The sequence below is a fragment of the Treponema sp. UBA3813 genome, assembly GCA_002368605.1.
Taxonomy (GTDB): domain Bacteria; phylum Spirochaetota; class Spirochaetia; order Treponematales; family Treponemataceae; genus Treponema_D.
The window spans coordinates 1-20,270 of sequence record DFEB01000005.1 but is presented as its reverse complement, the minus strand read 5'-3'; the positions used below and the strand labels follow the sequence as shown (position 1 = coordinate 20,270).

Annotated in this window: 19 protein-coding genes; 10 read left to right on the top strand and 9 right to left on the bottom strand. The window is 43.9% G+C overall.

Features of this window, described 5'->3' with window-relative positions:
* The first annotated feature begins 12 nt into the window (after positions 1-12).
* The 3 genes from B2089_RS00355 to B2089_RS00345 all read left to right on the top strand — a co-directional run bounded on the left by B2089_RS00355 (position 13) and on the right by B2089_RS00345 (position 4,261).
* Entirely contained in the window at positions 13-2,067 is a 2,055-nt protein-coding gene (locus B2089_RS00355; RefSeq protein WP_296321585.1) for an HsdM family class I SAM-dependent methyltransferase, read from the top strand.
* Positions 1,998-3,164, top strand: a complete 1,167-nt coding sequence (locus B2089_RS00350) for a restriction endonuclease subunit S (protein WP_296321588.1) — start codon at positions 1,998-2,000, stop codon at positions 3,162-3,164. The genes B2089_RS00355 and B2089_RS00350 overlap by 70 nt, the downstream gene beginning before the upstream one ends.
* Before the next feature lie 221 nt (positions 3,165-3,385).
* The gene (locus B2089_RS00345; RefSeq protein ID WP_296321591.1) at positions 3,386-4,261 is read left to right on the top strand and encodes a LysR family transcriptional regulator; all 876 of its coding nucleotides are present in this window, start codon (positions 3,386-3,388) and stop codon (positions 4,259-4,261) included.
* Between the two features lie 24 nt (positions 4,262-4,285).
* Here the strand turns inward: B2089_RS00345 and B2089_RS00340 are convergent, their stop codons facing one another.
* The 7 genes from B2089_RS00340 to B2089_RS00310 all read right to left on the bottom strand — a co-directional run bounded on the left by B2089_RS00340 (position 4,286) and on the right by B2089_RS00310 (position 10,910).
* Entirely contained in the window at positions 4,286-5,467 is a 1,182-nt protein-coding gene (locus B2089_RS00340; protein ID WP_296321596.1) for a 2'-5' RNA ligase family protein, read from the bottom strand.
* Entirely contained in the window at positions 5,457-5,639 is a 183-nt protein-coding gene (locus tag B2089_RS00335) for a hypothetical protein (protein ID WP_296321599.1), read from the bottom strand. The genes B2089_RS00340 and B2089_RS00335 overlap by 11 nt, the downstream gene beginning before the upstream one ends.
* Before the next feature lie 32 nt (positions 5,640-5,671).
* Positions 5,672-6,523, bottom strand: a complete 852-nt coding sequence (locus B2089_RS00330; RefSeq protein WP_296321602.1) for a M15 family metallopeptidase — start codon at positions 6,521-6,523, stop codon at positions 5,672-5,674.
* Positions 6,524-6,542: 19 nt separating this feature from the next.
* The gene (locus B2089_RS00325; RefSeq protein ID WP_296321605.1) at positions 6,543-6,869 is read right to left on the bottom strand and encodes an STAS domain-containing protein; all 327 of its coding nucleotides are present in this window, start codon (positions 6,867-6,869) and stop codon (positions 6,543-6,545) included.
* A 12-nt stretch (positions 6,870-6,881) separates the two neighbouring features.
* On the bottom strand, positions 6,882-9,041 hold the full coding sequence (locus tag B2089_RS00320; protein ID WP_296321608.1) for a PP2C family protein-serine/threonine phosphatase: 2,160 nt from the start codon (positions 9,039-9,041) through the stop codon (positions 6,882-6,884).
* A gap of 8 nt (positions 9,042-9,049) precedes the next feature.
* Positions 9,050-10,462, bottom strand: a complete 1,413-nt coding sequence (locus B2089_RS00315) for a PP2C family protein-serine/threonine phosphatase (protein ID WP_296321610.1) — start codon at positions 10,460-10,462, stop codon at positions 9,050-9,052.
* A gap of 82 nt (positions 10,463-10,544) precedes the next feature.
* Positions 10,545-10,910, bottom strand: a complete 366-nt coding sequence (locus B2089_RS00310) for an RNA recognition motif domain-containing protein (protein WP_296321613.1) — start codon at positions 10,908-10,910, stop codon at positions 10,545-10,547.
* 142 nt (positions 10,911-11,052) lie between these two features.
* Between B2089_RS00310 and B2089_RS00305 the strand changes: the two genes are divergently transcribed.
* Complete coding sequence (locus B2089_RS00305; RefSeq protein ID WP_296321616.1) at positions 11,053-12,030, top strand: Hsp33 family molecular chaperone HslO; 978 nt, start codon at positions 11,053-11,055, stop codon at positions 12,028-12,030.
* Positions 12,031-12,195: 165 nt separating this feature from the next.
* Here B2089_RS00305 and B2089_RS00300 read toward each other — a convergent pair whose 3' ends face one another.
* On the bottom strand, positions 12,196-13,695 hold the full coding sequence (locus B2089_RS00300) for a glycine hydroxymethyltransferase (protein WP_296321618.1): 1,500 nt from the start codon (positions 13,693-13,695) through the stop codon (positions 12,196-12,198).
* A 146-nt stretch (positions 13,696-13,841) separates the two neighbouring features.
* On the opposite strand from B2089_RS00300, the gene B2089_RS00295 reads away from it, so the two are divergent.
* Entirely contained in the window at positions 13,842-14,237 is a 396-nt protein-coding gene (locus tag B2089_RS00295) for a hypothetical protein (RefSeq protein WP_296321621.1), read from the top strand.
* Between the two features lie 24 nt (positions 14,238-14,261).
* Here B2089_RS00295 and B2089_RS00290 read toward each other — a convergent pair whose 3' ends face one another.
* Complete coding sequence (locus B2089_RS00290) at positions 14,262-15,545, bottom strand: vWA domain-containing protein (RefSeq protein ID WP_296321623.1); 1,284 nt, start codon at positions 15,543-15,545, stop codon at positions 14,262-14,264.
* 71 nt (positions 15,546-15,616) lie between these two features.
* On the opposite strand from B2089_RS00290, the gene B2089_RS00285 reads away from it, so the two are divergent.
* From B2089_RS00285 to B2089_RS00265, 5 genes are all read left to right on the top strand, one after another.
* Positions 15,617-16,705 (top strand): hypothetical protein, encoded by a 1,089-nt coding sequence (locus B2089_RS00285; protein WP_296321626.1) that lies wholly within the window; start codon positions 15,617-15,619, stop codon positions 16,703-16,705.
* 92 nt (positions 16,706-16,797) lie between these two features.
* Positions 16,798-17,010 carry a 30S ribosomal protein S21 gene (gene rpsU, locus B2089_RS00280; RefSeq protein WP_184658955.1) on the top strand — a complete coding sequence of 71 codons (213 nt, stop codon included), beginning with the start codon at positions 16,798-16,800 and terminating at the stop codon, positions 17,008-17,010.
* 38 nt (positions 17,011-17,048) lie between these two features.
* On the top strand, positions 17,049-17,918 hold the full coding sequence (locus B2089_RS00275) for a phosphodiester glycosidase family protein (RefSeq protein WP_296685277.1): 870 nt from the start codon (positions 17,049-17,051) through the stop codon (positions 17,916-17,918).
* A gap of 41 nt (positions 17,919-17,959) precedes the next feature.
* Positions 17,960-18,964 (top strand): PilZ domain-containing protein, encoded by a 1,005-nt coding sequence (locus B2089_RS00270; protein WP_296685275.1) that lies wholly within the window; start codon positions 17,960-17,962, stop codon positions 18,962-18,964.
* 78 nt (positions 18,965-19,042) lie between these two features.
* Positions 19,043-20,188, top strand: coding sequence for a tetratricopeptide repeat protein (locus B2089_RS00265; RefSeq protein ID WP_296685273.1), 1,146 nt, complete (start codon positions 19,043-19,045; stop codon positions 20,186-20,188).
* The last annotated feature ends 82 nt before the right edge of the window (positions 20,189-20,270 follow it).

The following is a 20,270-nucleotide window of genomic DNA, read 5'->3' as shown; positions in this document are numbered from 1 at the left end:
GAAAATAGAAATATGGCAACGACTGATACAGAAAATTGGAAACTTGAAGACGATGTAAACGATTATGTAAAAAATGTGTTTGCCTCGCTGAAACTGGAAAAACTTGCTGATTACAATGTCGAGTCTGGAATGTCGGAATATATGAAAGAAGCATTAAAAGGTTCGGCAAAAACGAAAAATAAGAGCAATTTTGGCAAGCCTGATTTTCATATTGAAAAATACAAGTGCAAAAACGGCGTTATTCCGATTGTGTTCGAGGATAAACTGAGTTTGAAAAAACTCATCGCACAAAATGCGGACGGCATAAAGGAAGATAACAAATCAATAAGCGGCTTTGCGGTGAACGGTGCGATTTATTACGCTACGCAGATGATTGCCAGCGGAAAATATAAAGAAGTCGTTGCTGTGGGCATTGCGGGCGACAATGAAAGCAATGTTCAGATAGCGGTTTATTTTGTTTACGGTTCTTCGTTCAAGACCATAAAGCCGATGACGAAATACACATCGCTTAACTTTGTGGAAAACGAAAAGACATTCGCTCTTTTTTATGAAGACTGCGTTCTTACCGAAAAAGACAAGCACGACCTTTTAATCCGTAGCAAAAACGACTTTGACCGCTATGCAAAAGAACTGAACAAGCTCATGCACAACCACAACATCACCGCTCCCCAGCGTGTTCTGTATGTTTCAGGAATGCTTCTGGCAATGCAGGATATTCTTGACGCTGACGGCTTAATCATACAAAACGGGCTTACTCCAGACGACTTGAAAGGCATCCATACAGAAACAAGGCGTGACGGCGTTCTTATTACGAATCAGATAAAAGAGTTTTTAAACGCGAAAAATATTCCGCAGGAAAAATCAAGCCTTATGCTTGCTTCGTTCAATGAGATTTCAAAAGACAAGCAGAGGGACGACAGCACAAAGCTCTTTCCTCAAGTAGAAAAACTGTTGCAAGAAGAGTGCAGCACTAACAAGCAGATTTTCACATTTATCTATGAAAACATCTACAAGCAGATTGACGCTTTTGGTTCGCATCTGGACATAATGGGTGAGTTATATTCTGAATTCTTGAAGTATGCTCTCGGTGATGGAAAAGAAATCGGCATTGTTTTGACACCTCCTTATGTTACGAAACTGATGGCACAAATTCTTGATATTTCTTATGACAACAAAGTTATGGATTTGGCAACAGGAAGCGCAGGCTTTTTAATCAGTGCAATGGAGCTGATGATTCAAAGTGCGAACGATAAGTTTACAAAAGGCTCAAGCGCGGCAAATGAAGAGATTGCAAAAATCAAAAAGGAGCGGCTTTTGGGTGTGGAACTGAATGCCGAAATGTTTACTCTTGCCGCAACAAATATGATTCTTCGCGGCGACGGCTCTTCAAACATTCAAAAGGGAAGCTCGTTTGACAGACCAGAAGAACTGTACACGAACTTTGCCGCTGACAGAGTGCTTTTGAATCCTCCTTTCACATTCGATGAAAACGGGATGCCATTCATTGCTTTTGGTTTGGACAAAATGCAAAAGGGTGGATTGGGGGCAATTATCATTCAGAACAGCGCGGGAAGCGGCAAAGCCGTAAGCTCAAACCGGCGAATCTTGAAAAATCACACGCTTTTGGCGAGCATAAAAATGCCTGTTGATTTATTCGAGCCGATGGCAAGCGTACAGACAAACATATATATTTTTGAAGCTCACAAGCCGCATAACTATGAAAAGACCGTAAAGTTCATTGATTTCTCAAACGACGGATACAAACGCACAAAGCGAGGGCTTATTGAACAGGACAACCCGACACAGCGATACACTGACATCGTAAAAATCTATAATGCGGGGAAGAGCGCGAAAGTTTCAAAAGAGCTGTGGGATTTGGACAAAATCTATTACGAGGGTTTCATAACCGACAGCGGAGATGACTGGAACCAGAGCGCGCCAGTAGACACAAAGCCGACTTTGCAGGACTTCAAGAAAACTGTTGCCGATTATCTTGCATGGGAAGTTTCCAACCTTTTGAAAAATCAAGCGAACGGAACAGACGGAGAAAGCGGTTTGGGAAAATAGATGCCCCGCTTGGCGAAAAACTGCAGGCAGTCAAGTGGGGCGAATACAAAGTCGGAGACTTGTTTAGAATACAGAAAATATCTAAAATGCTCTCAAAAGAAGATACAAATGATAATTCAGATTTTCCTGTATATTCTTCTGAATCAACAAATAATGGCATAATTGGCTATACAGATAATCCTGAATTTATTTGTAATGAAGAAACACCTGTTTATATTACTTTTGGAGACCACACAAGAACTGTGAATATTGCCGAAAAAAGTTTTTCAGTCCTTGATAATGTAAAAGTTCTTTTGCCCTGTACAAACAATATTCTTGCATTACTTTTTATGATTGCAACTTGGCAAAAGCAAATCCCAAATTTAGGATATTCTAGACATTGGAAAGTGGCAAAAGATTGTGTTTTGTCTCTTCCTACAACTGCCAACAACGAAATCGACTTTGATTTTATGGAGAGCTTTATACGCGAACTCGAAGAGGAGCGTATACGCGAACTTTCCGCTTACCTAACGGTAAGCGGACTTTCCGACGCTACGCTTACGGAAAGAGAGAAGCTTGCGCTTCAGAATTTTGATACATTGGAATGGCAGGAATTCAGATATGATGAAATCTTTAATCATATTGAACAGGGCAGACGTCTTAAAAAAGATGACCAAAAGGCAGGTAACATTCCGTTTGTGATGTCTGGAGTAACAAATAAAGGGGTTGTAAACTATATTTCTAATCCTGTCGCTTCATTCCCTGCAAACTCGCTTACGGTCGATATTTTCGGAAATACGTTTTACCGCAGTTTTGCCTACGGTCTGGGTGATGACACAGGCGCATATTGGAGTGATGAAAAAGAATACTCGAAAGAAGAAATGCTTTTCTTTACAGCGTCAATAGGGAAGTCGCTTGTTGGTAAATATTCATACGGACACAAATTGCGAAGCTCCCAAAGTCTTGGCTTTAAAATGTTGCTCCCAGTCCGCAACGGTGTGCCCGACTATGAGGCTATGCAGGATTTTATCAGCGCGATGCAGAAGCTGGTAATAAAAGACGTGGTGAGTTATGCGGATGACAAAATAGCTGCAACGAAAGAACTTGTCCGTGAATGAGCTTTTGCGCAAGGGATACGAAAGGCGCGTAGCGTTGCGTAGCAATGAAGCCGAAAGGCGGAACCTGTAGTAGCCCGACCCGTAGGGAGGTAGTGAGCGAAAGCAAACGAACGACCGAAGGGATGCGCCCAAAAAGATTATTTGTTTGAGATGCGTCATGTTATCATCCACTTTACAGAATCTTTTGTAACAGATAATACGAAATCGTAAGGAAGGAAGCCATGGAACTTCGTGTATTAAAATATTTTCTGGAAGCTGCCAGATTGGGAAACATCACCAAGGCGGCGGAAAATCTCAATGTGACCCAGCCCACCATGAGCCGTCAAATCAAGGATTTGGAATGGGAGCTGGGGGAAAAACTTTTTGAGCGCACCAATTACGCCATCCGCCTCACCCCAGCGGGGGAGCTTTTGAGGGAGAGGGCGGAAGACATTCTTTTCATGGCGGACAAAACCATGCAGGATTTTAAATCCCTCAAGGATGACGAAATTTCCGGTGACATTGCCATCGCCTGTGCCGAAAGCCGAAACATTTCTTTCCTCGCAAAGTGTATCCTTCATCTTAAAAAAACGCACCCCCGAATCTGCTACCATCTTTATGCAGGTGACAGCGAGCGGGTTCTTGAAAAACTTGATAAAGGTCTTTTTGATTTTGCCGTAATCGTTGAGAATGTTGATGTGGAAAAATACAATTCCCTCACGGTTCATGCCGTTGACCGCTGGGGCGTTGTCATGCGCCGGGATTGCCAGCTTGCAAAACGGGATTTTATTGAGCCGGGCGATTTAATCGACAAGCCCCTTATGGTTTCCCGACAGGCTCTTTCTGCGGATCTGCCAAAATGGTTCGGCGACGACACGGCTAATCTCAATGTGGTCGCGACCCTGGATTTAACTTATAACGGAAGCGTCCTTGCAAGGGAAGGAGTTGGCTATCTTCTCACCTTTGACGGGCTTGTAGACACCAGCGCAGATTCTCCCCTTTGCTTTAAGCCCCTCATGCCTGAACTCACGACGAATATGTATGTAGTCTGGCGACGGAAGCAGCAGTTCACTCGCGCCGGGGAAGTTTTTTTGGAGACCATAAAGGATTTGCTCTAAGGAAAGCAGAATTCTCTTAAAAGATTAAAACTCCCGGTAGATTTCGGAATAACCTTCCTCAAGCCAGAGGGAGATTTTTTCAGCCACCGAGCGGATTTTTTCTTTCCTGAGCCGGCCGGTAATCGAACATTCCCAGACAACGCCCACGCGCCAGCCTTCGCCCAGCAATTTTTCTATGTCCCGTAAGTCCCGCTCCCGGTTTCGGGTGAATTTGGCCAGCCAGAATTCGGGATTTGTGGTCGGCATACGGAATTTGTCGCATTTGAGGGAATAAAGCACATTTTCTTCGAGAATCGGAGAGGAAACTATTGAACTTCGGCCGGGTTCCCAGCCGTGGGCATACGTCGCTGTCGCTCCGTTTGCATGAGTGGAAACTATTGAACTTCGGCTGGGTTCCCAGCCGTGCGCATGCCAGAAGCAGCCGTTCACAAAAACCACAGCCTTGTAATGCGGAAAAACGATGTCGGGTTTTCCTGTCAGCCGCTTGTCATTTTTTCGGAAACGGAAGCCGAATTTAAAAAGCTGTGAGCGCAGGGAGACTTCAAGCTTTCCGCCAGTGCTGTGAATGGCCGCCATGTTTTTGTGTCTCTGCTCAGGATTCAGGCTATCGGTCAGGGAAATCTTCATTATTTCTTCGTAGGGATGACAGCGGGCAAGGGAAATGTATGTGACTTTTGCGCAAGGGATAGCTGGAACCAAAAATATATTCATGGCCTTTTGGAACTGGTCTTTCGTGAGTTTTAAGGCAAGGGCAATGTGGGGGAAGAAATTTTCCGGGATGTAGTTGCGGTTTCCGCCAGCCTCAAAATGGGGAAGAAAGGCCTCGTGCAGGCGGGCGTTCAGCGCTTTCAGGATTTCAAAAGACGAGCCATTTTCGGCGGGAGCGGTCTTATCAGCCTTGTTAAGAGAAAGAAAAATCACCTTTTCCTTGAAAAAATCGATGTCGCCAAATTCCAAAGTGAGTTTTTTTTCAAGGGCAGAGGCAAAATCAGAAAAAAGGGATTTTAGCTCAAGAAGCTGCCCCTCTGCCACATGGAACATCCCTAAAGTGACATGGACAGGGGCATTCTTTTTTATGAGGGAGCCGTTTCCCGTGGCCTTTGAAAAATCCTTCTGAAGGGAGCGAATCTTTTCTGAGGCTTGAGCGTCAAGCAAAAGGGAGACGGCAAAAGTTTCGCTTTGAGCAGGGGCAGAATCAGTCGTCATAGTCCCGGTCGTATTTTTCGCTCCAGTCCTTTTTGCTTTTCCAGCTTAAGTGTTTTTCCTGAAGCATGTCCGCGTCCTCCCGCCCCTGACCGACCCGCCAGTCATCGTATTTTTGAGAGAGAGGAGCGGAATCTTTGTTTTTTTCCCGTAAGTCTTCTTCGCCGTTTGCCATGTTATTTTCCTTTGCCTTCCCGCAGCTTTACCCTAATCAGTCTGCTTCCATGCGGCGACAAATTCCAGCATGAATTGCTGGACATCACTGAACCATTTTTTCTGGAAGTGGCAGGCCTCTACACCGATATAGCGGAAATGCCAACATTCCCACATATAGCCCGTAACATCTTCATAGCCTTGGGGAAATGAAAGGCTCCAACCGTGCTCGGCGGCATGCTGATAAACCCATTTTCCCATCTTTGTGTCGCCCCAGTCATCGGTGATTGAGCCAAAGTCTATAGCCATTCCGAGCTGATGCTGGCTTGTTCCGGGTCTGGCAGAATACCGCTCGGCAAGCTCAAGGCCATCCTGCTTAACATAGCGGTTGAAAAGCCCTTCCTGATATTTGTATGAGCGGTAGGTCGAAGAAACCATGAGTTTGATTCCATCGGCAAGGGCTGACCGGGAAAGCTCTTCAAGGGCGGCGTAGCTTTCTGGCCGAAGAGACAAATCATTTCGGCTCACATTCCATAAATCGTTGTTTTTTACAGGCTTTAAATCTTTTGGAACATAGTCAGAACCAATATTATGTTTTTTGTCGATGAGATAAAGCAAATCCAAGTCGTCTGAGCGATGGGCATTATTTTCTTCTTCAAGGACTTTGTGTAAGTCTGCCAAAAATTCCTCAGGATTTCCGTTGGGAATAGCTTCCTTGCAGCGGTCTGTCATTTTCGCAAAAACCCGACGGAGCTTTTCGACTTCGGGATTCGGATTTTCAGATTTTGATTCTTTTGATTCTTTAACGAACTTTTGATTCTGAGCAGAAGTCTCAGCAAGGGCGACTTTTTTTTCACAGCCGCACAAAGCAAAGGCACAAACAAGAGCAAAAATAACTTTTTTCATTTTCCCACCCAATTTTAATTTACTGAACTTCGGTTACCGCATGGATAATCTCAAAGACATCGTAAAATCCTGTTTCTTCAAGTGCAATTCGTGCAGGTGCAGACGGATTCATAATGTAAAAATGATGATTATTGTCCTCACCGTCATTGAATGTTGCCATTAGCAAACCGACTCCGACAGAATCGATTGTCTCAACCCGCTCCATATCAACGACAACATTAGATTTTTTTATCATTTCATCGAGTTTTTCAGCCAACTCCGTAACTGTATAGGTATTCATGGCGCCAGCAATTTCATAAATAACATAGTTTGCGCCTTGTTTTTCCGTAATAGAAAGCTGTTCCATTTTTTACCCCTTTTATCGCAATAATTTTAATGTGAAGATACTAACATCGTCATCAAGCTCTTTGGTAAGGAAGTCAAGAAGCGAATTGTATGTAACAGAAATCATGTTTTGAGCAGAAAGCATAGTATTTTCGATGATAGACTTCTGCAAACGGTCTTTTCCGAATGCCTCACCTCGAAGTGATTTAGAGTCAAGCACACCGTCAGTACAAGCAAAAATAATGTCACCAGGATTGAGTTTGACTTTTTTTACCTTAATGTACGGAGAAATATCTTTTACGAAGCCCAAAACATGACCTTCTCCCTGAATTTCCATGACATTGTTGTAAGCCCGGTTATAAAGGAAAAATGCCGGAACCGCACAGTTAATGTAATAAACAGTATCTTCTTTGAAATCAATGAGGGCAAAGATTCCCTCAAAGAAGGTACCTCTGGGCAAGTTGAAGCGAATGAACTGATTGACCTTTTCAACAAGGAGCTTAAAGTCCTTCGTTTCCTGCAAGAAGGTTCGGATGACAGACTTAACGATAACCATGCTCATGGAAGCAGCGATACCCTTACCAGAAAGATCACCCATAACGAAAATATGGCGGTCTTCAGAAAGTTTAATCAAGTCAATGAACTCACCGCCAATGTTGTGGGCATGAACCATCATTGAACCTGAATCGTACCGTTTGTTTTTAATTGGATCCATGTTACCCTGAATAGATTCGATAATCTGCTCAGACATACGGATCTCTCGGTTGACGACACCGACAATGGACTCGTTACCAATGTTCTTCATGTAGTAACCGAACACGAAGAAGTATGAATACAGTTTTGTGAAAACCTCGCGATCATAGTTGTTGTAAATGTTACCGCCGGCTTTCTGTCCAAGGATAATGACACCCAAAATGTGGCGGCCTTCATTCAAAATGATAAATGCATCGGAACCTGTCGTTAAGAAGAATTTTGCAATTTCCTCTCGTGAGCCTGAATAATAATAACCAGCGTCAAGCGCAGTTTTGAAAACGATACGACGATTCTGATTGAGCAAAGAATCAAACATTTTACCGCGTCCAGGAACGGTAAGATGCTTTTCATCAGGGAGGTCATATACTGATTCCAGCTCTTCATTTCCGTTTTCAATCAAAATACGCATGAAAGACATACCAATGTTCTTCGTGAAGATATTCTGCATGTTTCTTACGATATTTTCAGGGTCATCAGAGAAGTCGAAGTTTGAAAGATCTTCCTCGAACATCGTTGCATATCGCAAAGAGCGGAAACCTGACCGTCTGTTAAAGAATTTCATAATCTGGTATGCACCGACAATAACGGCAACAATCAGGAACACAAGGTAGGCATAGAAAGCCAAACCATGCTGATTCATACTTGACCATAAGTATGCAAATCCGAAACCTACGAGCAGAGCCGGGAAGAAATAACAAATAACGCCCTTGAGGACAAAACCAACCATTGAGAAAACATCATACAAGAAGTCTACAAGGACGGCACGAACTATAATCCACTGAGCAAGCACATAAGGAACAAGGAAAAATGTTGAGAAAAGTGCAACACGGTCAGTTGCAACATTGACGAGCGCAAGAGCCAGCCATGAAGCAAGCAGAGCAGATGCGTTCAATATAGATTTCTGGTGATCGAGTCTTCCATCCCGGTTCTCTGCCCGCAAAAGCATGATAATAACTGCAAAGAAAGGAATGACAAACAAAACTATCAAGCGGTAAAAATCAAACCAGTTATATGGGAAGATTGTCGCAAGACTATGCATAAAAAGCGATACAGATTCAATACGGAGACCAGTATAACCAGTTACAGTAACTCCAGTGAAGTGGAAAAAGACAGCCCATATACACCAAATATCGCCGCTAATAGAAAGAAGCTGAGCAACGGCATTTTTTTCGGTATTTGGATAGAATATGAAATACACAGCCAAGTTAATAGAATAGATTCCTGCAAGAATATATGTCAATTCGGCAAAGAAAGTAGTAAGTCGTTCAGGAGCACCATAGGCAGAAAAAATAGTAAGTCCCATAGCGCCACATGCCAATGCAAGGAATACATTAAGCGATATAACAGGATGCTTACCTTCGTTGCCTGTTTTTGAATCAACAAAAATTGCGAGCCATGTCATGAACAGGGCAAATGCGACATTAATAAAACCGTAAATCATCAGTCTACCTACCTTTCAACCTTTGCGACGAGCATTGTCAAGTCATCATGAAGCCTTGTGTCGGCATTGTAGCTCAATACAAGATTTACAATATCTTTTACAAAGTCCTGAGGATCCTTTGAAGCACTGGCCTTAATCGTATCGGTAAATAATTCCGTGTCCCCCAACTCGACTTTATCCTCGTTCATAACCTCGGAAACACCATCCGAAGCCATCATAATAAGGTCGCCAGAGAAAAGACGCTGCTCAGAAACCTGAACATCACTCTCATCAATAGGGATAATGCCTACGACAGAACAATTTGAAGAAAGGGACTTGATTCGGTAACCTTCAGGAGAGCGGGTAACGATAATAGGGTCAGACATTGATGCGTTTACATAGGTGATTTTCATTTTTTCAGTATCAACAATGCCGATAAAAAGAACCGTGTACTTATCCTGCAAATGCATTCCTTTGATAGCGGCATCCACGGAGATAATCATGCCTACCAAATCTTCTTTATTCTCTTTAATTTTGACAGTATTCATCACCAAACCCATGACGAGAGCTGCCGCAAGACCTTTACCAGAAACATCACCCAACATGAGCAGGGTTTTGTTCTCGTCGATAGGAAGAACCGTGTAATAGTCACCAGAAACATTAATCAGCGGACGGAAATAAGCTCCCAGCTTGAGGTTCTTGATTTCAGGCATTTTTTTGGGCAGGAAGGAAATCTGCGCATCTGCAAGCTGCTGCCATTCAGTTGAAAGTTCGGAGATTTCAGAAAGACTTGAAATGATTCTCGAACGATTTTGAAATCGGACGAATTCCTCGTAGAATTTTTCATAAATCTCGCTGTCGAAAAGATAAGTGTATCTGTTGAAGACATAGAACTGTTCACCGTCACTTGCAAAGAAAAAACCGCGGGCTTTATTACGGTTTTCAACAAGACCGAGGCTGTCTCCAATAAAATTAATAGGGTCATGCCATTCAGCGGTATAGTTTTGCTCTAATTTTGCAAGAATTTTTGGGTCATTCGTAAATTTGTTGGGGCTGTTATAAAGAACATAGTTTGCATTTCTATCTATATATAAAACAGCACAATCGGCCTCAAGCTCAAGGATTTCAGAAACGGCAGATGTAAAATCTTCGAGAGAGTAACAGAAACGAAGCCGCTCGATGAATTTTGTAAGGAATAAAGTGGCGCCGTTCTCCATGGACTTTTTTTCGATTCGACCACGGGCATTTTCAAACAAAGTGATACTCGTAAACAACAAGATTGCAAAAAGAAGAGCCGTAACTACAATCGGGAAGATATTTGAATAAGTTTTGTAGTCTGTAAGTTTCGTCTGTGGCGCAAGATTAACTGCAATATAAATGAATGCAAGCACCGACAGCAAGTTGATGGCAAACAAAGCAATACGCCGTTGTGTTTTATACATAAAGCCCCCTAACTTTTATACATTTAGAAAAGTATAACACATCTCTTATTTATCGGCAAAAAAAGCCTAATTCTCTATAAAATTAATATTCTTCTGCGTTGCTATCACGGTCACCATAGGTGCTCCTTCCACGCTTCTCTCGGTCGAATCGTTCCCGGCGCTCCCCATCACGCTTTACAAATTTTCTCGCCCCACCTTCCCGCTTCGGCTTTTCCAAAGCCTCGCTCACACGAATTCTGCGTCCGTCCACAGGCTTTCCGTTCATGCCACCTATAGCCCGCTCGCTCTGGATTTCAGTCCCCATTTCGACGAAGCCAAATCCTTTTGAGGCTTCCGTGAATTTGTCTTTCATAATCTGAACGGAAACGACATCTCCGTAATTTGAAAAAGCCTCACGCAAAGTGTCTTCGGTAGTCGTGTAGCTAAGATTTCCAACATATAATCTCATAAAAAAATCCTCGAAAAATAGAATCGAAATATTATAGCACAAAAGGAAATAATATGCACGAATTTTTGACATCGATAAAACGATAAAAACAAATCTTCGTAAATCAGTGTGCATCCCCGCCTTATTTCAGTATAATATATTTATGATTAAACAGGAACTTACAGATTCAGAATTACTGGCCCACTTGGCAAAAATTCATAAAGACGAGATGACCATGTTCGTCATGGCAGACGGCAGCTTCCGAGGCGCATTTTTCAACGGAACCCGGCTCGTAAACCAGATGAGACTGCAACACAACTTAGGCATTTTGGAGACAATGGTTTTAGGCCAGGCCATGCTCTGCGCCGCCCTTTTGATTCCCACTATGAAAGGCCGGGAACACCTGACTTTCCGCTACGACACCAACGGTCCTGCGGCAGGCTTTTCCGTAGAGGCCGATTCCACCGGCTATGTGCGGGGATTTTTGCTCCAGGACAGGATTCCCATTGAAAAGCCCCTTGAAAACTGGGATTTGTCGCCATTTTTGGGGGATGGCACTCTCACTATTTCCCGTATCGGCGAGGGAATGAAGGCCCCGCAAGTCGGTACGGTCGAAATCATGTACAAGAATATCGCAAAGGATCTGGCATGGTATTTTTTGCAGAGCGAGCAGATTCACACTGCCTTCAACACAAGCATTCAGTTTGACGAAAAAGGCCGGGTAATCGGCGCTGGGGGAATGTTTCTTCAGCATGTTCCGGGAGCGGGCGGAAAGAGCAGAATAAGCGCGCAAACGGAGAATTCCGGAGCTGAGGATAAAAAAGAAACCGAGGAAGATTTGATTCGCCGGGCAGAAAACGCTTTTAAGGCCATGCCATCAATAGGAAAGTGGTTTGCTGATGGCGGCGATATGGAAGATGTAATTTACGGCCTTTTCCGTGAGTTCAAGCCAACGGCCGTCTTAAACCGCGACGTGATTTTCGACTGCCCCTGCAGCGCAGAGACTTTCGCCGGGCACATAAAGCACCTTCCCAAGGCAGAGCTTGAGGACATCATCGCAAACGACCCGGACCCGCTGGAAGTTGTCTGTCACTGTTGCGGAAGTAAGTATCAGATTAAGAAATCTGCGATAAGCGATTAAAAATTCCTCACAGAGGCCACAGAGCCACAGAGAGATTTTTTTTATTCTTCAAAAAAAACACCACAGTCCGTATCGCTCATAAAAAGCAACATGACTGTGGTGTTAATTTTTCACACACAGAATAAAACTCTGTGTACTCCCCAGCTCTGTGAGGAATTCGCGATTTTATTTGCAGAATTCTTTCTTCAGGAAGTCCAAATCAAGCTCAGGATAAAGAACGAACTTGCTCAAGAGGGCCTGAACTCGTTTTGAAGCGGCTTCTTTTACGGCCGGATCAAGGTCGATTTTGCCTTTTGCTGGTTTTCCTTCTTTTGTGAGACCTGGTTTTGTTCCTTTGAGAACCTGATCGATGATTGAAGCGACTTCTTTCATCTCTGATTCACCCATACCAAGCGTTGTGAGGGCTGGAGTTCCCAAGCGGAGGCCGCTTGTCCACCATGCGCCGTTTTTGTCGTAAGGAAGGGCATTTGCGTTTACAGTGACGCCGCACTCGAACATTGCGGCCTCAGCCTGCTTTCCTGTAAGCCCGTAAGATGTGACATCTGCCAGCATGAGGTGGTTGTCAGTGCCGTCAGTCTGGAGGCGTACACCAAGATCCTGGAGAGCTTTTGCCAGAGCCTGTGCGTTTGCCACGACTTTTTTTGCATATTCTTGATAAGCGGGCGTGTTTGCTTCTTTAAAAGCGATTGCCTTTGCGGCCATAACATGCGGGAGTGGTCCGCCCAAAACCATAGGACAGCCCTTGTTTACATAGTCAGCGAATTCTTTTTTGCAGAGAATCATAGCACCGCGAGGACCACGCAAAGTTTTGTGAGTTGTTGTGGTTACGATGTCAGCCCATTTTACCGGGTCGTAGTCGCCGGTGAAGACCTTTCCTGCCACGAGACCAGCGAAGTGAGCCATATCTACCATGAGGACTGCTCCGCACTTGTCGGCGATTTCGCGGAATCGTTTGAAGTTAATTTTGCGCGGGTAAGCTGAATATCCGGTAAGGAGAATGAGCGGCTTAACTTCCATTGCCTGCTTTTCGATTGCGTCGTAGTCGAGCAAGCCGGTCTCTTTATCAACACCATAAGGATGGCTCTCAAACATGCGGGCAGAGACATTCATTTTATAGCCGTGAGTAAGATGGCCGCCGCAAGAATAATCCAAGCCCATCAATTTCTGGTTTCCAAAGCGTTTTCGAAGCTCTGCGAACTGAGCGTCACTCAAATCGTTGAGAGATTTTACACCAAGTTCTTCAAGTGTTGGAGTCTCAACCTTTGCGCTCAAAATTGCCCAGTATGCGACCAAATTCGTGTCAGCTCCTGAGTGTGGCTGAACATAAGCGTAATCAGCCCCGAAGAGTTCCTCTGCTTCGCGGGCAGCTTCCATTTCAACGGCATCAACATTGACACATCCGCCGTAATAGCGGTGCTCTGGATAACCTTCAGCATATTTATCTGTGAGGAGGTTGCCCATAGCGGCCTGAACTGCGAGAGAACAATAGTTCTCAGAAGCGATAAGCTTGAGGTGGCTGCGCTGGTTCTGAATTTCGTTTACGACAGAAGCCGCGATTTTCGGATTGACTGAAGCGACCTGCTGAAGATTTGCGACATACGCGCACATTGCGGCTGTTGGTTTGTTTCCGCAAGAAGAAAGATAATTTTCCAATGGTGTGGCCATGATTTTCTCCCAAAAAATTGATGAGGAGAGTTTACCAAAAAAGCAAGATGTGTTCAACGATTCTATTTATAGGAACCTAAATAAGGAAGACTATCTTTCTTTTCGCTGTAGTATCTTTTTTTATGACAATTTGTTATTATGATTATATGAAACGCACATCACTCAAATCAATTTTTATTATTGCCCTTTGCTCAGCTTTTTTCGTCGCCTGCTCAACAGTTCCAAAAGAAATTCCAGAAGATTTAACAGCTCAGGAGCTTATTCAAAAAGGTCAGACCGAATTTGAAAATGGTCACTACAAGGCCTCTTTGGCATACTACACCGCCGTTACCGAGCGATATGCAGATGCCCCTGCCGTTTATCTTGAAGCAAGTTATGAGATTGGGCATCTCTACATGAAACAAAAAAAGTACGAAAAAGCAAAGATTGTTTTTCAGGAAATACTCGACTTGTACGCCTTGGCTCAACCTGGAACACTTCCGGGAGCATACAATAAACTCTCACAAATCGAAATGGAAAAAATCAACGAAAAATCAAAATAAAATCATACTAATATCCGCTTAGTCTCACCGCCCCCGATCACTTTTGTTGTCAGGAACGATAATCGCGTCAATCATAACGCTTTTTTCCTCAGCAAGTCGTGCTACCACATCTTTTGAATATTTTCCGCTTCCCCGTGGAGAGGGATGAGGCTCGGCGTCTCCAATCAGAATGATTTTCCGCTCAGCGTCTTCGCGCCACCTGTAATACTCAAGAGAAGCAAATAAAGCCTCATAAACCGCTTCTGGGATGTCTCCACCTTCCGTACCATGTATATAGAAACTATTCAGATACTTCTTAAAATTTTGAACATTCTCAGTAAATTCGAATTTTTTAACTGGCAAGTCCATCCATTTGTAAGTGTCGCCGTAATCCCGATAGAGCAAAAGCCCCAGCCTGATTCCCTTAAATTCTTTCACCTTCTCGATAAGCTGGGGAATCCAAACTTCACGCAACTCCTGGATGTCATCTTTCATGCTTCCGGTCGTGTCTATCGCAAAAATCACATCAACACAATCCTTGTTTTTAATTCTGTCAAGAGAAGCCATAATATCAGCTGGTAGGGTCTCAGGTCCTTTTGAATAAACCATTTCACCACCAGCAAAGGCAGCGATATTCTTAAATGTTTCAGCCGCCACAGGATTATAATCATCTGTAAGGACAATTACTTCAGGCTCTTCAATTACAGGCGGTTCTTTTACTGGAGGTTCAATAATATGAGGAGTCTCAGGCAAGGGTGTTTTTTCAATTACAGGAACCTTCTTTTTTTCTACGGCTTTTCCCAGATCAAACATAAACGCATTATCCGCATAACTTCCAGAATAATCCCCGTATTTTTTTTCAAATGAACGAATATTTATGAATGTTCCACGACCGATTCTTACAAGACCGTTCCGTGTCCAAGGATAACCGTAAGCAATTTCACTTGGAATAAAAATATGAAAAGCCTGACCGAAAACGCTGTCCGCCTCTGGAGTTGAATCCATAAGAGGATACTTTGCCCCTGGAGAATCAAGGACTTTTCCGTCCAGGTAACGAATTTCATCACCATTAACAGGATTATATTCAAGCGCACGATAGGCGTAATTGTCAGATTTTCCCTCCGGGTCTTTCGTCGTCTCAACAAGCATGACCGACTCGATTCCGCTTTTCTTTCTGATATACAAATGGTAGCCACCAGAATTCGAAAAGTCACTCCCCTCTTCATAAACAAGTCGCAAATCTTCAGGATGAATCAACATGTCTTCAGCTGCAAAAAGTGGCAGAACCGAGAAAAAGACTGTAAAAATCAGAAAGAGAAATTTCTTCATAATCCTACAATCGGCAATAATTATTATTGAAATTAGGGAAAACTATGGTATAATTCTAAATGGTGCTTCAAATGAATGAACTTTCACCCGAATTTACGGCAGTTGACATAAACGAGTTCTTCGACAAAAAAGATCGAGTTGAGGACTCTGGTCTTGACACAGGAATTGTCGTATTCACAGAACATCAGCGCCAGTTGGTAAAAACTCTTCGGCAAACTCTATCAGAAATAAAAAAAGAAGAGCTTGAGCCATTCAACAAAAGAGTTGAAGACTTAAAAAAACTTGCGGCTGCCATAGCAAACTTTCCGTCTCTTCTTGAACGCGCGAATCTTACTGGCGGAACGCGAACCCCGACTTCCCTTATCGATTCACTTATAAATTCAAAGCGAGAAGGCGACACTGCGCTCCAGCTTCCTTCAAAGGCAACTTTGGGTAAAGGTTTTTTGGTTGCAAAACTGCACACTTTCTCATCCCTCGAAAAAATCTCCAGGGAAGCAAATCTTGACCCCAAAATAATTTCAGCATTTCACGATGAAACAATCTCAATGATGTTTCTTTTACTTGCGGAAGATGTTTATCTGAATCTCATTCGTGATACTACGCTCTCCATGGCTTCCCGCCGTCAGCTTGCAATTTCGCTTCTTTTGCTTTGGGAGCACAGGGCAGACCAAAATATTTCCGACATCTCACCAGTTCTCCAGTCTGTATGGAAGGCTCGCACACGGCTTGCACCAGCATTCGGAACCATGATGGGAACAAGCGAATTAATTATGATTTCTTTCCAGCTTGATGAGCAATGGTCTGACTTCATAAAGACTAAGCTTGGCGACGCAGAAGTAAACCAATCAATGGAAGAATTTCTCTTCGGAATTTCATACGAGCAAATCACGCGACTAAAGAACATTCTCCGCGAAAAGGGAATTGCGGCTATCGGTCGTGACGAAGTATCTTCATTTCTTGAAACTGATGTAAAAACAAATGTCAGCGAAGATTACCGTGATTTTTTCCAGCAATATTCTCTCCGAAGGGATAATGCCCGCGCCCGAAAACGAATGAACCTTCCAGGCCCACACAAGACCCTTGAGGATTTTTTTATCAGCTATGTAATGGAAAAAAACCGCGAAAAGCAAAATAAAGACAATTATGCCAGCCAAAAATAAAGAAATCCAAGGGATAAACGCTTGATTTTCTTTTTAATTTCTGATAAATTTTCTGAACTTGCGGATTCTTCCGGGGTCAGGAGGTGAACAACATGGCAACAATCTTGGTTGAAGATACAGAGAACCTTGAAAAAGCAATCAAACGCTTTAAGAGAATGGTTGAGAAAGAAGGTATCATCCGCGAATACAAAAAACGCGAATACTACGAAAAACCATCTACAATCCTGAACCGAAAAAACAAGACTCTTCAGCGCAAAATGATGAAGAAGACTCGCAAATCACACGATTCGCGCTCTGCTTACTAAGGAAATCCACCTCTGCTATCTTGCAGAGGTTTTTTTATATGAAAAAAGCATTACGGCATTTTCTTTCCATTCTTTCACTACTCCCGATACTAGCAGTTCTTTCCTGTGCAACAAACAATTCTTTACAAAAGCCGCTTCAAGATCAATGGCAGAAAATTCAGGATGCAGATTGGGCAGAATATCTTTTCCACGAAGACAACACTTCCCCGCTCCGATACCACTGCATTAAAATCGACCTTACAAGCGAAGCAATATCAATAGAAACTTTTCCGAATTCTGAGAAAGACTTCATTCAAAAAAACGGCCAGAAAACCGAATTCTTCAAGGGAATGTCCGCAAAAGAATTCGCCCAAAAAACAAAATCGCTCATCAGCGTGAACACCGCGCCCTTCGACGGCATATACAAAAACAAAAAAGTTTCCCTGCTCAGCTCAACTCGCAAAATCTGTGGAATCCATGTTGCCGAAAAAAAACTCATATCACCTCCAATCGAAAAATACAGCGCGCTCTGCCTTAAAAAAGAAGATTCGGGTTACAGCGCGAAGATTTTCAAAAATCAGACTAGGGAAGACTTCACTGAATATGACTTTGCTTTTGGAGGATTTTTTACAATTCTCAAAGATTTCCAGAAACAGCCATTCTCAGCAACAAAGGACTCGCGCACGGCAATAGGGCTTTCAAAAGACGGAAGGACTCTCTATCTTCTTGTAGTAGAAGGAGAAAAGAGAGCTCAAAGCACCGGCCTTTCCTACCCGGAATGTGCGGACATAATTCTCTCGCTCGGCGCAAGCGATGCCATGCAGATGGACGGCGGCGGTTCCAGCTCGCTTTTCATAAACGGAAAAAATGCCCTGTCCTACAAAACCCGCAGAAAATCCGCCGTTTTTCTAGGCTTCAAAAACAAATGATTTTGTTGACGATAAAGTTTTTATAAGGTATTATTAAGGATATGGGAATTGCTACTAGCCAACAGCTTACAAAATATTATGACCAATACCGCGACACAGAAATAACTTTCACAAAAGACATAATTCGTGCGCTCGGTCTCGATCCGCGCCAGGTCTATGTAAAATGTAACGGCGGTCAGTGGCCTTGCATTATCAACTCAACCTCATTCCAGCATGCCAAGATTATTGTCGGCACAAAGGGCGGAGCTTTTCAGGCTCTTGCCGCAAAGAACAATCCGACAGCCAATCTGCGCTTTTGCTTCAACGAGCAGGAAGACGATGGTCTCATAACTTTTCTTGTTTCATCAAGGGTTGCCGAAATACGCCCATACATGAATTCCAAAGACCTGGTTATCGTAACGCTCCAGTTCACGGCTCGCCCGCCGGATGACCTTATCGAAATCTGCGGCCGTCTGCTTGAGGCAAACGCAAATGCAGTTCGCCGCCGCGAAGAGCGTATCCCAATCAACGAAGACAGCAAACGCAAGCTCAACCTTGCAAAAGAAGAATGTAATGTAGTAGTTCAAAGCGTTCCGCGTCATTGTGTAGTACGCGACATTTCTTTTTCAGGAGCAAGAGTTGTTCTTATCGGCTTGTCGCAGTTTCTCACAGGCAAAGAAGCAGTTCTCCGTCTCGAATTTAACGAGCCGAGCGAAATACTATCCATCCGTGGCACTATCGTTGCCGCAGATTTAATTCCCGGCCGCAAGGACATCTGTATCGCGAGCCTCAAATTCGACGAAAGTTCGCTTCCTCTGTCTTTCAAAATGCACTTGAACACATACTTAACGGCCGTCCGCAAGGTTCAGCTCTCTGCTTCCGAACAAATTGCACAGCAAAAGGCTGCTCAGGAAGCACAGGCTGCGGTCATGGCACAGGCATCCGAGCCTCAGGCCGAGCCAGCCCCGGCTGCTCCGGCTCCCGAAGCTGCGGCACCTGCAGCAGAAGCTCAATCGGCTCCACCACAACCCGCCGAGCAACAGCCTGCAGCTTCTACACAAAACTAATTCCAGTCAGCAAAACGCTTATCGGTTTTCCGGTAGGCGTATTTTTTACTATCTTTCAATTTTTTTTCAGGAGTTTTTATGAATCCAGCTTCTCCATTGGACTCGGTTTATTTCATCGACATTCCGGAAGGTTTCTCACTTTCAGACAAAGCGTTCCACCTCGACACAACCATTCCTCTTCCGGTACAAAAAAAGGCTGATGACGATCCAGGCTCATTCAACATGAAGGAACTTACCGAAGAGCAGATTCTTGCCGGTCTTCTCACAATCATGGCTTATGATCCAAAAAACGAGCACATCTTGTATTACCGCTCAATCTTAAGCCACGCACGCCCAAACCTAAAGAAAGAACTCGGTGAAGCGGCAATTCTCAAGGCAAAAAACGAAGACTTTGAGCTTGCCGAAGAAATTTTCCGCGCTCTCCACGGCTTTGACCCGGAAGACATGACAATCGTCCTAAATATGGCACTTTTCCTTGACCAGCGTGCAGATTCTTACCGCCGCTCAGGTCTTCACGACGATGCCGATGCCTACGATGAAGACGCGCTCAACTACTACCGCGAGGCCCTCGAAGCAGAACCGCCTTTGCCGGACGCTTTCTTCAACGCGGGATTCTACTACCTCAAGCAGCACAAGTACAGGGAAGCAAAAGATGTTTTTGAGACCTACCTTGCACTTACATGCGACACAAAGGACGAGGAGCTTGGCGAAAACGGAGTCTATAAAAAGAACCGTGCGCAGCAGATTCTGGACAATATCGCAAACCGCAACATGGACGACGACCACTTCAAGGCTGCATACCAGCTGATAGACCGTGGCGAAGAAGAAAAAGGCGTTGAGGAAATCCGTAAATTCCTTGAAAAAAACCCGAATGTCTGGAACGCATGGTTCATGCTTGGCTGGGGAATGAGAAAACTCGCCCGCTTCGATGAGGCAAAGATGGCATTTGAAAAAGCACTCACGCTCGAAGGCGGCGACACAAGCGACACTTACAACGAGCTTTCAATCTGTCTTCTGGAGCAGGGCAACATAAAAGAAGCAAAAAAACTGCTCGAAAAAGCCCTGGCCAAAGACAGCGAGAATACAAAAATCATCTCAAATCTGGGATATTTGGCTCTCAAGGAAGGAAATCCAGGCATGGCGGCCGGCTACTTCCAGACGGTTCTTGAAATCGACCCGGATGACAAAATCGCCGCAATGGAACTTTCTAAACTGGATGTTTAAAAATTCAGTTTAAGTTTGTCTCCAACCTTTACATTCACCTTGCCGTACCAGCCTTGAGGAACTTCCAGCGCATAAAGGACTT